At 66.8% G+C, this 15,557-nt stretch carries 10 protein-coding genes and 1 tRNA gene; 10 read left to right on the forward strand and 1 reads right to left on the reverse strand.

The window, feature by feature from the left end; translation table 11 throughout:
- The first annotated feature begins 33 nt into the window (after positions 1 to 33).
- From AC1DCZ_RS17610 to pyk, 9 genes are all read left to right on the forward strand, one after another.
- Positions 34 to 660: a Trp biosynthesis-associated membrane protein gene (locus AC1DCZ_RS17610; RefSeq protein WP_476975746.1), complete on the forward strand. Its 627-nt coding sequence runs from the start codon at positions 34 to 36 to the stop codon at positions 658 to 660.
- A 91-nt stretch (positions 661 to 751) separates the two neighbouring features.
- Positions 752 to 1,039 (forward strand): HGxxPAAW family protein, encoded by a 288-nt coding sequence (locus AC1DCZ_RS17615; RefSeq protein ID WP_476975741.1) that lies wholly within the window; start codon positions 752 to 754, stop codon positions 1,037 to 1,039.
- A 2-nt stretch (positions 1,040 to 1,041) separates the two neighbouring features.
- The gene (gene trpC / locus AC1DCZ_RS17620; RefSeq protein ID WP_476975742.1) at positions 1,042 to 1,860 is read left to right on the forward strand and encodes an indole-3-glycerol phosphate synthase TrpC; all 819 of its coding nucleotides are present in this window, start codon (positions 1,042 to 1,044) and stop codon (positions 1,858 to 1,860) included.
- 146 nt (positions 1,861 to 2,006) lie between these two features.
- Positions 2,007 to 3,335: a tryptophan synthase subunit beta gene (trpB, locus tag AC1DCZ_RS17625; RefSeq protein WP_476896933.1), complete on the forward strand. Its 1,329-nt coding sequence runs from the start codon at positions 2,007 to 2,009 to the stop codon at positions 3,333 to 3,335.
- On the forward strand, positions 3,332 to 4,168 hold the full coding sequence (gene trpA, locus AC1DCZ_RS17630; protein ID WP_476896934.1) for a tryptophan synthase subunit alpha: 837 nt from the start codon (positions 3,332 to 3,334) through the stop codon (positions 4,166 to 4,168). The genes trpB and trpA overlap by 4 nt, the downstream gene beginning before the upstream one ends.
- Before the next feature lie 3 nt (positions 4,169 to 4,171).
- Complete coding sequence (gene lgt / locus AC1DCZ_RS17635) at positions 4,172 to 5,416, forward strand: prolipoprotein diacylglyceryl transferase (RefSeq protein WP_476975743.1); 1,245 nt, start codon at positions 4,172 to 4,174, stop codon at positions 5,414 to 5,416.
- A 263-nt stretch (positions 5,417 to 5,679) separates the two neighbouring features.
- Positions 5,680 to 10,296, forward strand: coding sequence for a glutamate synthase large subunit (gltB, locus tag AC1DCZ_RS17640; protein WP_476975744.1), 4,617 nt, complete (start codon positions 5,680 to 5,682; stop codon positions 10,294 to 10,296).
- Positions 10,289 to 11,746 carry a glutamate synthase subunit beta gene (locus tag AC1DCZ_RS17645; RefSeq protein WP_476896937.1) on the forward strand — a complete coding sequence of 486 codons (1,458 nt, stop codon included), beginning with the start codon at positions 10,289 to 10,291 and terminating at the stop codon, positions 11,744 to 11,746. Before gltB ends, AC1DCZ_RS17645 begins: the two co-directional genes overlap by 8 nt.
- A gap of 86 nt (positions 11,747 to 11,832) precedes the next feature.
- The gene (pyk, locus tag AC1DCZ_RS17650) at positions 11,833 to 13,341 is read left to right on the forward strand and encodes a pyruvate kinase (protein WP_476896938.1); all 1,509 of its coding nucleotides are present in this window, start codon (positions 11,833 to 11,835) and stop codon (positions 13,339 to 13,341) included.
- 123 nt (positions 13,342 to 13,464) lie between these two features.
- On the opposite strand, the gene AC1DCZ_RS17655 is transcribed toward pyk, so the two are convergent.
- A complete protein-coding gene (locus AC1DCZ_RS17655) occupies positions 13,465 to 14,070 on the reverse strand; it encodes an ANTAR domain-containing response regulator (protein WP_476975745.1) in 606 nt (201 codons plus the stop codon).
- 207 nt (positions 14,071 to 14,277) lie between these two features.
- Here AC1DCZ_RS17655 and AC1DCZ_RS17660 point away from each other — a divergent pair.
- Positions 14,278 to 14,359: transfer RNA gene (locus tag AC1DCZ_RS17660), tRNA-Leu, on the forward strand.
- Positions 14,360 to 15,557: the final 1,198 nt, after the last annotated feature.

Consider the following 15,557-nt stretch of genomic DNA (forward strand, 5'->3'; position numbering starts at 1 on the left):
GCAAACAGCGGCCCGGCGATCGTGCCGGAGTCCATGGTGAAGAGCAGCAAACCCCCCGCCGTCCCGCGCTGGGCCCGAAAAGGCACTCTCGTTCTTGCCATCGCCGCCCTCGCGCTGGCCGTCTTCGGCACCACCACGCAGACCTGGCTCACGGTCCACCTGGATCCCGGCCAGCTGGGGCAGGCCGTCAGCGGCCCGGACGGCCTGCAGGTCCAGGGCAGCAAGGCAGCCACCACCGTGACGGCGCTGGCCCTCGTGGCCCTCGCCGGGGGACTCGCCGCCTCGATTGCCGGCCGCATCGCCCGCTGGGTCATCACGGTGATCATCCTCCTGGCAGCCGCCGGCATCGTCGGCGCGGCTGCGGTGGTGCTGGCCGATCCGCTGGCCGCGTCGCAGGGCTCCATCGCCGCCGCCACCGGGATCAGCGGCAGCAGCGTTCAGGTGGACGTCACGGCGTTCCCCGTCCTCGCCGTCGTCGCCGGTTCCCTGCTGGGGCTCGGCGCATTGGTGATCGTGCCGGCGGGACGCTACTGGCGGAGCCGCACCAAGTATGACGCCGCACCCGCCGGCAGCGCCGCGGGCAGTGCCTCCGCGCCCGCCGGGCCGCCGGACGACATTGAGAGCTGGGACCGGCTCTCGCGCGGGGACGATCCCACCTGAGGCCACGCCGCGGACGCGGCCAATATCGCGGCCAAATAACGCCGCCAAAAAATGGCAGAATGTAAGCAGCATTCATCCTGAGGAGATTTCAATGAGCAAAGCCACTGTTTCCACATCCACGCCCGCCGCGCCGGCAGGCGTCTACGACGACGTCGACCACAGCGAAGCGCCGGGTCACGGCAACAGCCCGGCCGCGTGGACGTGCGTGATCATCATGCTGGTCGGCGCCCTCATCGCCGCGATCGCCTTCGTCATCGCCAGCACCCCCATCTTCATCGCCGGCGCCGTTGTCATGGTGATCGGCCTGCTCGCCGGCTGGGTCATGCGCAAGGCCGGCTACGGCGTCGGCGGCAGCAAGCTGAAGAACTCCGGCCACTAAGAGTGAGCGTTCTCGACGACATCAACGCCGGTGTCAGGGAGGATATGGAGGCCCGCCAGCGACTCGTCACGCTCGCAGAACTGAAGGAGCGGGCCGCAGCGGCCGCTCCCGCCCGCGACGCCTGGGCTGCCCTCGGCGGCGCCTCCGCCCGGCGGGACCAGCTGAAGGTCATTGCCGAAATAAAGCGCCGCAGCCCCTCCAAGGGCGACCTCGCCAGCATTGTGGACCCCGCGTCCCTCGCCGTGCAGTACGCCGACGGCGGCGCCGCTGTGATCAGCGTCCTGACCGAACAGCGCCGCTTCAACGGTTCGCTGGCCGACCTCGACGCCGTCCGGGCCGCTGTGGACATCCCGCTGCTGCGCAAGGACTTCATGCTCGATGAGTACCAGATCTGGGAGGCCCGCGCCCACGGTGCCGACCTCATCCTGCTGATCGTTGCCGCCCTCTCCGACGCACAACTGCGCGAGTTCACGGCCCTCAGCCGCGAGCTCGGCATGAATGTGCTCGTGGAGACGCACACAGCTGAAGAAATCCGGCGCGCCATCGCCGCCGATGCGCGGATCATCGGCGTCAACGTGCGCAACCTCAAGACGCTCGACGTCGACCGCTCGGTCTTCGCCGAGCTCGCCGGAGGTATGCCGGCCGGGGCGCTCGTTGTCGCCGAGTCCGGCGTGCGGGATATCGAGGACGTCCGGCACTACGCGGCCAACGGCGCCAACGCGGTCCTGGTCGGCGAGGCGCTCGTCAGCGATTCGACGCCCCGGGAGCGGATCGCCGAATTCATGGCCGCCGGAGCGACGGCAATCGCAGCACGCGCCTGACATACCCGTCCGGCACGGGCCGGCCGTGGCTCTGCCGCTCCGGCGGCGGGCACCGGACCGCGGCACCGGACCGCGGGGCACAGGATTATTAGCGGATCTGCCCGGCAGATCCTCATAGCTAGCAGTGGAACAGGATGGTGAGACTGATGGTCGATGCGCCAGCAGCCGGCTCAGACGAAAACGCCGTGGACGCGTTTCTGCAGGGCGGACAGTCCTTGCGGCATGCCCCGGGACCGTACTTCGGCTCCTACGGCGGCCGGTGGATGCCCGAGTCGCTCATCGCGGCCCTGGACGAGCTTGAGGACACGTTCGAGAAAGCCAAAGCCGATCCCGGGTTCGTCGCGCAGATCGCCGATCTGAACAAGAACTACTCCGGCAGGCCCTCCCTGCTGACCGAGGCGAAGCGCTTCTCAGAACACGCCGGGGGAGTCCGGATCTTCCTCAAACGCGAAGATCTCAACCACACGGGCTCGCACAAAATCAACAACGTCCTCGGCCAGGCGCTCCTCGCCAAGCGGATGGGCAAGACCCGCATCATCGCCGAGACCGGCGCAGGCCAGCACGGCGTCGCCAGCGCCACTGCCGCCGCCCTGCTGGGCCTGGAATGCGTCGTATACATGGGCGCCGAGGACTGCCGCCGTCAGGCCCTCAACGTGGCCCGCATGGAACTCCTCGGCGCGACCGTCATCCCCGTGACCAACGGTTCCCAGACGCTCAAGGACGCCATCAACGAGGCCCTCCGCGACTGGGTCGCCAACGTGGACAACACCCACTACCTGCTCGGCACCGCCGCCGGCGCCCACCCGTTCCCCGCTATGGTCCGGTACTTCCACGAGGTCATCGGCGAGGAGGCCCGCGCCCAGATCCTGGAACAGACCGGCAGGCTGCCCGACGCCGTCTGCGCCTGCATCGGCGGCGGCTCGAACGCTATCGGCATCTTCCACGGCTTCCTGGATGACCCCGCCGTGAAGATCTACGGTTTCGAGGCCGGCGGCGACGGCGTCGAAACCGGACGCCACGCCGCCACCATCACGCTCGGCAAGCCCGGCGTGCTGCACGGCGCCCGCTCCTACCTGATGCAGGACGACGACGGCCAGACCATCGAGTCGCACTCCATCTCGGCAGGCCTGGACTACCCCGGGGTCGGCCCGGAGCACTCCTACCTCGCCGACATCGGACGCGTCAGCTACGAGCCCATCACTGACAGTGAAGCCATGGAAGCTTTCCGGCTGCTTTGCCGCACCGAGGGCATCATCCCGGCCATCGAATCCGCCCACGCCCTTGCCGGCGCCATCAAGGTGGGCCAGCGTCTTGCCGCCGAAGGTAACGGGGCAGGCAACGCAGCCGAGAAGATCGTGCTCGTGAACCTGTCCGGGCGCGGCGACAAGGACGTGGCCACGGCCGCGGAATGGTTCAACCTGCTGGACAAGGACTCGCCCGAAGCCGAAATCGCCAAAGAGGGGGAACAATTGTGAGCACCGTTGAATCCGGCACCAGCCAGACCGCATCCAGCCAGGCCAGCAAATCGGCGGCGGCCATCGACCGCGCCAAAGCGCAGGGCCGCGCTGCCCTGATCGGCTACCTTCCCGCCGGCTACCCGAGCGTTGAAGACACGATCGCCGCCGGCATCGCACTGGCCGAAAACGGCGCCGACCTCATCGAGATCGGGATCCCGTATTCCGATCCCGTCATGGACGGCCCGGTCATCCAGGCAGCGACCACCGAGGCCCTGACCAACGGCTTCCACGTCCGCCAGGTGTTCGACGTCGTGCGCGGCATCACGAGCAAGACCGATGCCGCCGTCCTTGTCATGACCTACTGGAACCCCGTTGTCCGGATGGGCGTAGACGAGTTCTCGCGCAGCCTGGCCGAGGCCGGGGGAGCCGGGCTCATCACCCCGGACCTGATTCCGGATGAAGCCGCCGAATGGATGGCGGCCTCGGACAAGTACGGCCTGGACCGGGTGTTCCTTGTGGCACCGTCGTCCTCAGCGGAGCGCATGAAGCGCACCGTCCTGGCCAGCCGCGGCTTCGTCTACGCCGTCTCCATCATGGGCGTAACCGGTGCGCGCACGTCCGTCAGCACCGCGGCCAAGGATGTCGTCGCCGCCGCGCACGCAGCCGGCGCCGAGCGTGTCTGCGTCGGCCTTGGCGTTTCCAACGCCGGCCACGTCCGGGAGATCGCCGCCTATGCGGACGGCGTGATCGTGGGCACCGCCCTCGTCGCGGCCATCCGCGACGGCGGCGTGGATGCGGTAGCGTCCTTGACCAAAGACCTCAGCACCGGCCTTACCAGGGAAGAAGCGTAAGCAATGCAGTCACTCCTCCACGCGGCGGCGATGATTCCCGCGAGCATTCCGAGCCCCAGCTGGTCCGGATTCGACATCCCGCTGCCGTGGGGGTCCCTGCGCATCCATGCTTACGCCCTGTGCATCCTGGCCGGCATCATCGCCGGCCTCTGGCTCACCTCCGTCCGATGGGCGAAGCGCGGGGCCCCGGAGGGCAGCGTCTGGGACATCGCGATCTGGGCGATCCCCTTCGGCATCATCGGCGGCCGGCTCTACCACGTGGTGTCCTCGCCGGACGCCTACTTCGGCCCCGGCTTCAACGGCACAGGTGACCTGTCCCTGATCCCGCAAATCCAGCGCGGCGGCCTGGGCATCTGGGGCGCCGTCCTCCTGGGCGCCGTCGGGGCCTGGATCGGCTGCCGCCGCGCCGGGGTCAAGCTGAGCGCCTTCATGGACGCCGCGGCGCCCGGGCTGTTGCTGGCCCAGGCGATCGGCCGGTGGGGCAACTACTTCAACCAGGAACTGTTCGGCGGCCCCACCACGCTGCCGTGGGGGCTGCAGATCGATCCCAACAGCCCGAACTTCCCCGCAGGCATGCCGGCGGACACGCTATTCCACCCGACGTTCCTCTACGAGTCCCTGTGGAACCTGGCCGGCGTCGTGATCCTGCTGGCCCTGGACCGCAAGTTCAACTTCCGGCGCAGCCGCCTCTTCTGGCTCTACGCCATCTACTACACGCTGGGCAGGGTGTGGATCGAGGCCATGCGCATCGACGACGCCGAACAGATCAGTCTCTTCGGCATCACCACGCGGCTCAACGTCTGGACCAGCATCTTCGTCCTCCTCGGCGCCGTCATCATCTTCGTTGTCCTTGGACTGCGCAAGCGCGCCGAACTGGACACCGTGTACCTGCCCGGACGCGAACCGGCAGCGGACGCGGAGGGCGCCGCAGCCACGACGGATGCCCCCGCCGAGGACACCGTCGAGGACGACGCCGAGGATGCCACCAAGCACGACGGCGCCGACGGCGTCGACGCCGCTGCCGAGAGGGTCGCGGTCCCTGTCCGCCATGCGGACTCCGCTGTCTCAGATAGTGAATCCCGTGATAATCTCCGAACTAACCAAAGCGGACCAGGCCACGCTTCCGCGCCAGCGGAAGCGTCACAGGAATCCACCGGCGGAGACAACCCCGCCACCGGAGTACCGGAGGCCGGAGTATCCGGCCACCAGGCCACCGGATCCGCGCCGGAGGCTGACGGCACCAAGTAGGTCAGCGCCGGCATCCGGGGCTGCGGAGCCACCGCTCGCAGCGCCCGTTTCCACAGCGTCGTGGCAGGAGGGCTTGTTACGGAAGCAGACAGCTGCCTTCCGCGCAAGCCGGGCCGGCGGCCCGCGTAACTGTTAGTTCAGCAGGCCGGGCTGGCCTACAATTCCAGTAAGTAAAACACTCTGTTGCGCCCGTCACACCGGCGCCCTGAGTGGGGCCAATGTTGTCCCTCCCATACGCACGATCAGGAGGAAGGACGTCTCCCATGACCCAAACTCTTCACAGCCCCAGCTGGTCCGAGCCGGACCAGCCCGCGTCTGCCATGTCACCGTTCCAGCGCTTCGCGGCGATGCCGGCAGCAGCGGGGCTCTACAACCCGGAGAATGAGAAGGACGCCTGCGGTCTGGCCATCATCGCCACCCTCCGCGGCGAACCGGGCTACGACATCGTCGATGCGGCCCTGACAGCACTCCGCAACCTCGAGCACCGCGGCGCCGTAGGCGCCGACGAAGGAACCGGCGACGGTGCCGGCCTCCTCATGCAGGTGCCCGACGAGTTCTTCCGCGCAGTCACCGACTTCGAACTGCCGGCCCCCGGCCAGTACGTGGTAGGCACCGCATTCCTCCCGGCCGAGCAGCGCGAATCCGACGCCGCGAGGGCCGGCATCGAGGGGCTCGCCGCCGACGAAGGCCTCACGGTCCTCGGCTGGCGCGAGGTCCCTATCGTGGCGGACCTCGTCGGTGCCATGGCGCGGGCTTGCATGCCGCACTTCTCCCAGCCGTTCTTCGCCTCGAGCACCGGGGAAACCCTCGAGCGCAACGAGCTCGATTCGCGGGCCTGGCGGATCCGCAAGCGCGCCCAGAACAAGTTCGGCGTGTACTTCCCTTCCCTCTCCTCACGGACCATCGTCTATAAAGGCATGCTCACTACGGCCCAGCTGGAGCCGTTCTACCCGGACCTCTCGGACAAGCGCTTCAAGACCAAGCTCGCGATCGTCCACTCGCGTTTCTCCACCAACACCTTCCCGTCCTGGCCGCTGGCCCAGCCTTTCCGCACCATCGCCCACAACGGCGAAATCAACACCGTCAAGGGCAACCGCAACTGGATGCGGGCGAGGCAGTCGCAGCTGGCCAACCCGCTGCTGGGGGATTCCCCGGAAGAGCTCTACCCCATCTGCACCCCGGGCGCCTCTGACTCCGCGTCCTTCGACGAGGTGGCGGAGCTGCTCTGGCTTTCCGGCCGGCCGATCACACACTCGATCATGATGATGATCCCGGAGGCGTGGGAGAACCACGCCACCATGGATCCGGCCCGCCGTGCGTTCTACGAGTACCACTCCATGCTGATGGAGCCGTGGGACGGCCCCGCCGCCGTCTCCTTCACGGACGGCAACCTCGTCGGCGCCACCCTGGACCGCAACGGCCTGCGCCCCGGCCGGTTCTGGATCACCGAGGACGGGCTCATCATCTTCGCCTCCGAGGTCGGCGTGATCGACGTCGAACCTTCCAAGGTGGTCAAGAAGGGCCGCGTTTCGCCCGGCAAGATGTTCCTCGTGGACACCGAGGCCGGCCGGATCATCGACGACGCCGAGGTCAAGGCCGAGGTCGCCGCCGCCAACCCGTGGGCAGAGTGGGTCAAGGACAACCTGATCGACCTCAAGGACCTGCCGGAGCGCGAGCACGTTATGCACACCGCCGCGTCGGTGAACATCCGCCAGCGGACCTTCGGCTACACCACCGAGGAACTGAAGATCCTGCTCGGTCCGATGGCCCGCACCGGCGCCGAGCCGCTCGGCGCCATGGGGTCCGACACCCCGGTGGCCGTTCTGTCCAAACGCCCCCGGCTGCTCTTCGACTACTTCGTGCAGTCCTTCGCCCAGGTCACCAACCCGCCGCTGGACGCCATCCGCGAGGAGCTCGTCACCTCCCTGACCTGTGCGATCGGCCCCAACGGCAACCTGCTGGACACCAAACAGGTCCGCCAGCCCCAGGTTTCGCTGCCGTTCCCCGTGATCAACAATGACCAGCTCGCCAAGATCGCCAACATCGAGTCCGCCGACGGCGACAGGGTCGCCATGAAGGTCCGCGGGCTGTACCGTCCCGAAGGCGGCGAGCACGCCCTCCGGGCCCGGCTCACCGAAATCTGCGAGCAGGTCTCCGGTGCCATCAACCGGGGTATCCAGTACATCGTGCTCTCGGACCGTGACTCGAACGCCCAGTGGGCGCCGATCCCGTCGCTGCTGCTCGTCAGTGCCGTGCACCACCACCTGCTGCGCAGCGCCAACCGCACCAAGACGGCGCTCGTCGTCGAGGCCGGCGACGTCCGCGAGACACACCACGTGGCCGTGCTTATCGGCTACGGCGCCTCCGCCGTGAACCCGTACCTGGCTATGGAGTCCGTCGAGCAGCTCATCAGCAGCGGCGACGTTGTCGGTGTCACCCCGCAGGACGGCGTCTACAACCTCATCAAGGGCCTCGGCAAGGGCGTCCTGAAGATCATGTCCAAGATGGGCATCTCCACAGTTGCCTCCTACACGGGTGCGCAGACCTTCGAAGCCCTCGGCCTTGGCCAGGACCTCGTGGACGAGTTCTTTTCCGGAACCCACTCCCAGCTCGGCGGCGTCGGGCTCGACGTCATCGCCGCGGAAGTCTCGGCACGGCACCGCATGGCCTATCCGGAGGGCGGCATCGAACTGCCGCACCAGCCCCTGATGGGCGGCGGCGAGTACCAGTGGCGCCGCGACGGGGAACCCCACCTGTTCAACCCGGAGACCGTGTTCCGGCTGCAGCACGCCACGCGTGAGCGCCGCTACGACATCTTCAAGTCCTACACCCGCGGCGTCGACGACCAGTCCGAGAACCTCATGACCCTCCGCGGGCTCCTGAAGTTCAAGTCCGGGCTCCGTCCCGCTGTGCCGCTGGAGGACGTGGAGTCCGTCTCCAGCATCGTCAAGCGCTTCTCCACCGGTGCCATGAGCTACGGCTCGATCTCGCAGGAAGCGCACGAGACCCTCGCGATCGCCATGAACCGGCTGGGCGGCAAGTCCAACACCGGCGAGGGCGGCGAGGACGTGGACCGCCTGCTCGATCCCGCCCGCCGTTCCGCGGTCAAGCAGATCGCCTCGGGCCGCTTCGGCGTCACGAGCCTGTACCTGTCCAACGCCGACGACATCCAGATCAAGATGGCGCAGGGTGCCAAGCCCGGCGAAGGCGGCCAGCTCATGGCGCAGAAGGTCTACCCGTGGGTCGCCCGTACACGGCACTCAACCCCCGGCGTCGGGCTTATCTCCCCGCCCCCGCACCACGACATCTACTCGATCGAGGACCTCGCGCAGCTGATCTACGACGCCAAGCGGGCTAACCCCTCGGCCCGGGTGCACGTCAAGCTCGTCTCCGAAGTGGGGATCGGCACAGTCGCCGCCGGCGTCACGAAAGCCAAGGCCGACGTCGTCCTGGTCTCCGGGCACGACGGCGGCACCGGCGCCTCGCCGCTGAACTCGCTCAAGCACGCCGGTGTCCCGTGGGAGTTGGGTCTCGCCGAGACGCAGCAGACCCTCATGCTCAACGGCCTGCGCGACCGTGTGGTGGTGCAGGTCGACGGCCAGCTCAAGACCGGACGCGACGTCGTGATTGCCGCGCTGCTCGGCGGCGAGGAGTTCGGTTTCGCCACGGCCCCGCTCGTGGTCTCGGGTTGCATCATGATGCGCGTCTGCCACCTCGACACCTGTCCGGTAGGCGTCGCGACGCAGAACCCCGAGCTGCGGTCCCGCTTCAGCGGCAAGCCGGAATTCGTGGTCAACTTCTTTGAGTTCCTTGCCGAGGAGGTCCGCGAGATCCTGGCGGAGCTCGGTTTCCGGAGCATCGAGGAAGCGATCGGCCACGCCGAGATGCTCGACACCCGTGGGGCGATCAACCACTGGAAGGCCGACGGGCTGGACCTGGACCCGATCCTGCACGGACTCGAGTTCGACGACGACGCCCCGCTGCGCAACCTCACGAGCCAGAACCACGAGCTCGACAAGCACTTCGACCAGCGGCTGATCGCCATGGCCGCCGAGGCCCTGAGCGACCGGACGCCGGTGAAGATCGCCGTCGACGTCATCAACACGGACCGCTCGGTCGGCACCATGCTGGGACACGTAGTCACCAAGACGTTCAGCACCGATGTACTTGCGACCGACACGATCGACATCACGCTGACCGGTACGGCCGGGCAGTCGCTCGGTGCGTTCCTGCCGGCCGGCATAACGCTGCGCATGTTCGGCGACTCCAACGACTACGTCGGCAAGGGGCTCTCCGGCGGGCGGATCATCGTACGGCCGGACCGCACCAACGTCTTCGCGGCGGAGCGCAACGTGATCGCCGGAAACGTGATCGGCTACGGCGCCACGAGCGGCGAGCTGTTCCTCCGCGGTCAGGTGGGCGAACGCTTCATGGTCCGCAACTCCGGTGCCACCGCGGTGGCCGAAGGAATCGGCGACCACGGCTGCGAGTACATGACCGGCGGCCAGGCGCTCATCATCGGACGCACCGGCCGCAACTTCGGTGCCGGCATGTCCGGCGGCACGGCCTACGTCCTGGACCTGCAGACCACCCGCGTCAACAAGCAGGCCCTCGAATCCGGCGAGCTGCAGCTGCGCGAGCTCGACGCCGAGGACCGCGAAATCGTCCACGGGCTGCTCGTCAAGCACCGCGAGGAGACGGAGTCGCTCCTCGCGGCCCGCCTGCTCGAGAACTTCGATGACACCGCAGCCCGCATTACCAAGGTCCTGCCGCGCGACTATGCGGCCGTCCTGCAAACCCGTCTTGACGCCATCGAAGAGGGCCTGGACCCTGACGGCGAAGAAGTTTGGTCTCGAATCCTGGAGGTGACCGGTGGCTGACCCACGCGGATTTCTGAAAGTACGCCAGCGTGAAACCCAGCCACGCCGCCCCGTTCCCGTCCGGATCATGGACTGGAAGGAAGTCTACGAGGCCCAGGAAAAGGGTGTCCTGAAGAGCCAGGCCGGCCGCTGCATGGATTGCGGTGTCCCGTTCTGCCACCAGGGCTGCCCGCTGGGCAACCTCATTCCGGAATGGAACGACCTCATCTGGCGGGACAAAGGCGAGGAAGCAATGGAGCGGCTGCATGCCACCAACAACTTCCCCGAGTTCACGGGCCGCCTGTGCCCTGCGCCGTGCGAGTCGTCCTGCGTGCTGGGCATCAACCAGCCTGCCGTGACTATCAAGCAGGTCGAGGTTTCCATCGTGGACCAGGCCTTCGAGAACGGCTGGGTCAACCCGCTGCCGCCCGCGCGCCTCACCGGCAAGACAGTCGCCGTCGTCGGATCCGGCCCCGCCGGGCTCGCCGTCGCACAGCAGCTGACCCGGGTGGGCCACACGGTCGCCGTCTATGAGCGCGACGACAAGATCGGCGGGCTCCTGCGGTACGGGATCCCCGACTTCAAGATGGAAAAAGAGCACGTGGACCGCCGGCTCGAGCAGATGAAGGCCGAAGGCACCCGCTTCCGGACCGGCGTCGCCGTCGGCACCGATGTGACCTGGGAGCAGCTCCGCCGCCGGTACGACGCCGTCGTGGTCGCCACCGGCGCCACCGTCCCGCGTGACCTCCCGATCCCGGGCCGGGAATTCGAGGGCGTCCACTACGCGATGGACTACCTCGTGCCGGCCAACAGGGTCGTGGCGGGGGAGAGCGTGGAGAACCAGATCCACGCCGCGGGCAAGCACGTGGTGATCCTTGGCGGCGGTGACACCGGAGCGGACTGCCTTGGCACCGCGCACCGGCACCAGGCCGCCTCCGTGACCACGCTGGCCATCGGCAAGCAGCCGCCGGTCGAGCGGGCCGGCCACCAGCCGTGGCCCACGTTCCCCACGTTGTTCGAGGTCGCCAGCGCGCACGAGGAAGGCGGCGAACGCACCTATCTCGCCTCCACCGTGGAGTTTGTCGGCGACAACGGCAAGGTTACCGGCGTGAAGGTTGCCGAAACCGAATTCGTGGACGGCAAGCGCCTCCCGAAGGCCGGAACCGAGCGGATCATCCCCGCCGACCTCGTCCTGCTCTCGCTGGGGTTCACCGGCCCCGAGCCCGCCGGCATTGCCGAGCAGGTCAGCGCCGAATTCGACGGCCGCGGCAACGTGGCCCGCGACGGCTACTACATGACCAACACGGAGGGCATCTTCGTCGCCGGAGATGCCGGCCGGGGCCAGTCGCTCATTGTCTGGGCCATCGCGGAGGGGCGCGCCTGCGCCGCCGCGGTGGATAAGTTCCTGATGGGCAGCACCATCCTTCCGGCCCCCGTGGCCCCGACCGACCGGGCGATGGCCGTCCTGTAGTCCTTCCGGTCACTGGTTTCTTCAGGCCATCAGGGATTCACACTCGCTTCAACTCAATCCAAGCAACAGACCACTAGGGTAGGTATATGAGACGCGCTAAGATCGTGGCCACTTTCGGACCGGCAATCGCAAGCTTTGACAACACGCTTGCCGTGCTGGAAGCCGGAGTCGACGTGGCACGCATGAACATGAGCCACGGCGATTATGCCGTGCACGACAACACCTACGAGAACGTCCGCAAGGCTGCCGGACAGCTCGGCAAGGCCGTGGCCATCATGGCCGACCTGCAGGGCCCGAAGATCCGCCTCGGCCGCTTCGTCGACGGCCCGCACCTCCTCTCCGTCGGTGACACCTTCACCATCACCACCGAGGACGTTCCGGGCACCAAGGACATCTGCTCCACGACCCTCAAGAGCCTCACCGAGGACGTCAACCCGGGCGACGCCCTGCTGATCGACGACGGTAAGGTTGCCCTGCGCGCCATCGAGGTCGACGACGTCAAGGTGGTCACCCAGGTGATCGTCGGCGGCATGGTGTCCAACAACAAGGGCATCAACCTGCCCGGCGTCGCCGTCAACGTGCCCGCGCTGAGCGAAAAGGACGAGGACGATCTGCGCTGGGCCATGCGCCGCGGCGTGGACATGGTTGCCCTGTCCTTCGTCCGAGACGCCTCCGACATCAAACGCGTACACGAAATCATGGACGAGGAAGGCCGCCGCGTCCCGGTGATCGCGAAGATCGAAAAGCCGCAGGCCGTGGAGCAGCTGCCCGAGATCATCGACGCCTTCGACGCCATCATGGTGGCCCGTGGCGACCTCGGCGTGGAACTTCCCCTCGAGGAAGTGCCGATCGTGCAGAAACGCGCCATCGAACTGGCCCGCCGCTGGGCCAAGCCGGTCATTGTGGCCACCCAGGTGCTCGAGTCCATGATCGACAACCCGCGTCCGACGCGCGCCGAGGCTTCAGACTGCGCCAACGCGGTGCTCGACGGCGCCGACGCAGTCATGCTTTCCGGCGAGACCAGCGTGGGCAAGTACCCGATCGAGACCGTCAAGGTCATGGCCCGGATCATCGAATCCACCGAGGTCCACGGCCTGGAGCGCGTACCGCCACTGGGCACCAAGCCCAAGACCCGCGGCGGCGCCATTACCCGTGCCGCCGTCGAGATCGCCGACCAGCTGGAAGCGAAGTACATCTGTACCTTCACCCAGTCCGGTGACTCGGCCCGGCGCCTGTCGCGACTGCGCCCGATCCGGCCGGTGTTCGCCTTTACCCCGGTGGAGCACGTCTGGAACCAGCTTGCCCTGACCTGGGGCATCCAGCCGGTCCTGGTCCCGATGGTGGGCCACACCGACGAGATGACCGCCCAAGTGGACCGCAGCCTGCTGGAAATGGACCTCGTGGAAGATGGGGACATGGTGGTCATCGCCGCCGGTTCGCCTCCCGGGAAGGCAGGTTCCACGAACCTGCTCAAGGTCCACAAGGTCGGCGACCTGGCTGACGCCGGCAGCCACGGCGAGGCCGCCGTGACCAAGGACAAGCTCGGCCCGTGGCCGGAAAAGAAGAAGAAGAACAGGGTCCAGCCCTCGTTCTGAGCCGTTGAACGCAAAAGGGAGGATCCCCGCCGGTGGGCGGGGATCCTCCCTTTTTTGGCTAGTTTAGTTTTTTTGCTGCGACCGGGCCGCGGCCAAAATGGCGGCTATCCGGTCCGGGAGACGCTAGTTGACCTGGTTGATGATGGTCTCGGCGACCTCGCGCATGCTGAGGCGGCGGTCCATGGACGTCTTCTGGATCCAGCGGAAGGCCTCCGGTTCCGTGAGGCCCATTTTGGTGGTCAGGAGGCTCTTGGCGCGCTCCACGAGCTTGCGGGTGGCGAACTGCTCCTGGAGGTCGGTGACCTCGCTCTCGAGAGCCTTGATTTCCTCGTGACGGGAGAGCGCGATTTCAAGTGCGGGGATGAGGTCCGCCGGGGTGAAGGGCTTGACCACGTACGCCATGGCGCCGGCGTCGCGGGCGCGCTCCACGAGTTCCTTCTGGCTGAAAGCGGTGAGCAGGACCACCGGTGCGATGCGGGCCTTGACGATCTTTTCGGCGGCGGAGATGCCGTCCATGATGGGCATCTTGACGTCCATCAGGACCAGGTCAGGCCTGAGTTCCTCGGCGAGCTGCACGGCCTTTTCGCCGTTGTCCGCCTCGCCGACGACGTCGTAGCCCTCGCCCCGCAGGATCTCGATGATGTCCAGGCGGATGAGGGTCTCATCCTCGGCGACGACCACGCGGCGCGCCGGCTGGGAAGTGGGGCTTGACTCCGTCTGTTCTGACACGGGAACTCCTTGGAAAGGGTACGGCGGGACTACACCATCATAGGTTTTTGCCCGCTGGTGTACTTGGACCTGCTTGGTTCGATGCGGCGTCACTGGCGCGATTCTGGGATTCAGCCTATCTGCATGTAGAGTAATTCCGCGCACTGGAAGCGATCGCGTTGCTCACAGCACCGTGGGTCTGCGAATATTACTTCCGGTGTTATCCGCGCCCGAGTGGCGGAATTGGCAGACGCGCCGCACTCAAAATGCGGTATCGAAAGGTGTGTGGGTTCGAGTCCCACCTCGGGCACAGTGTTTCCGCAGGTCAGATGGGTTTTGGTGCTATTTCGCGTGCACATTGTGCACACTCTCGCCTCTGATCTGATTTTCCGGGTGTGTGGGGTCCCGAAGGGCTATTCGGTTGTGTGGGGGAGCGGCTCGCTACGGCGGACCGCGTACTGCCCTGTGGGGTCTCTTCTGGGTTTTCATCCTCGTTAGTCCTTCCTCCGGTTATTCGCGTTCACTACTTCATAGTGGCCGGGGCCGCGTACAACATGACCAGCTGATTGTTCTTTAGATCGACCGAGGGTTTGCGGCCGGTCCGGAATTACCGCTCTGATGCCTGTTCATGCAGGAAAGCGGGGGAGACGGCATGACCTGGTAACTGATCCGGAGCAGATCATGAGCTGTTCGGAGCCTGGCCAGTCGGTAGGCGGCCGGATTCGAGGGCGAGTTGTAGGAACTGGTGGGCCTTGCTGTCGTGGCCCTCCCTCCAGTTAACCCGCCGCCTCAGCCGTCATTTCCCCGTCATCGCCGCATCCAGCTGCTGGGTATCCGGCGTTGCTGTCCTCACTGTTTTGGCGGTGGGACCTGGCCACGTTGTCCTCAGTTAGATCCTGGACGCCATTCCAGAACCGGTCCTGACGCCGACGGTGGTCAGCGACCGGGTGAACAGCGTCCGCAATATCGGAGCCGATCTCATCGAACCGGCCCCTGACACGGCCACCTGAGCCGCTCCTGCCGAGTCGCCCGCGGGCAGCCTCGTGGAAGCGGCGCCGACTCAGGCAACCATATGAGACAGGAATGGCCGCCCGGGCAAGGCGACGGCCATTCGCCTGGTGTGGTGAACCCGCCTGCAGGGGTTCCCGGTGTGGTCCTTGGCTGAAGAAAGCCTTCCGCCGCGGGCGCGTTAGGCGTCGACTATGGAGGCTGCGAGCCGCAATGCACCGACCTGTTGGAGGCTGTTCAGGACCGCCGGTCCTTGTGGTTGGCCCTGCGCGGCGGTGGCCTGGCGATGATGTGCAGCCGGTCCGTTGGGTCCGGGCGCTCACCTGTACGCGGAAAAGCCCGAAGAGACAATTAGCCTCGATTTTTCATGGTGCTCGTTGATGGCCGCTGATTTGTGGCCGCGGCTGTTGGGCGGTTGTTTTCTGTTTTCGGGCAGTCTGGTGTGGCCTGTTGGTTCGCCTGGGTTGGCGCCGGTTCCACTTCCGGTGATCGTGCTGTTC

This window comes from Arthrobacter sp. 10N418 (genome assembly GCF_056394725.1).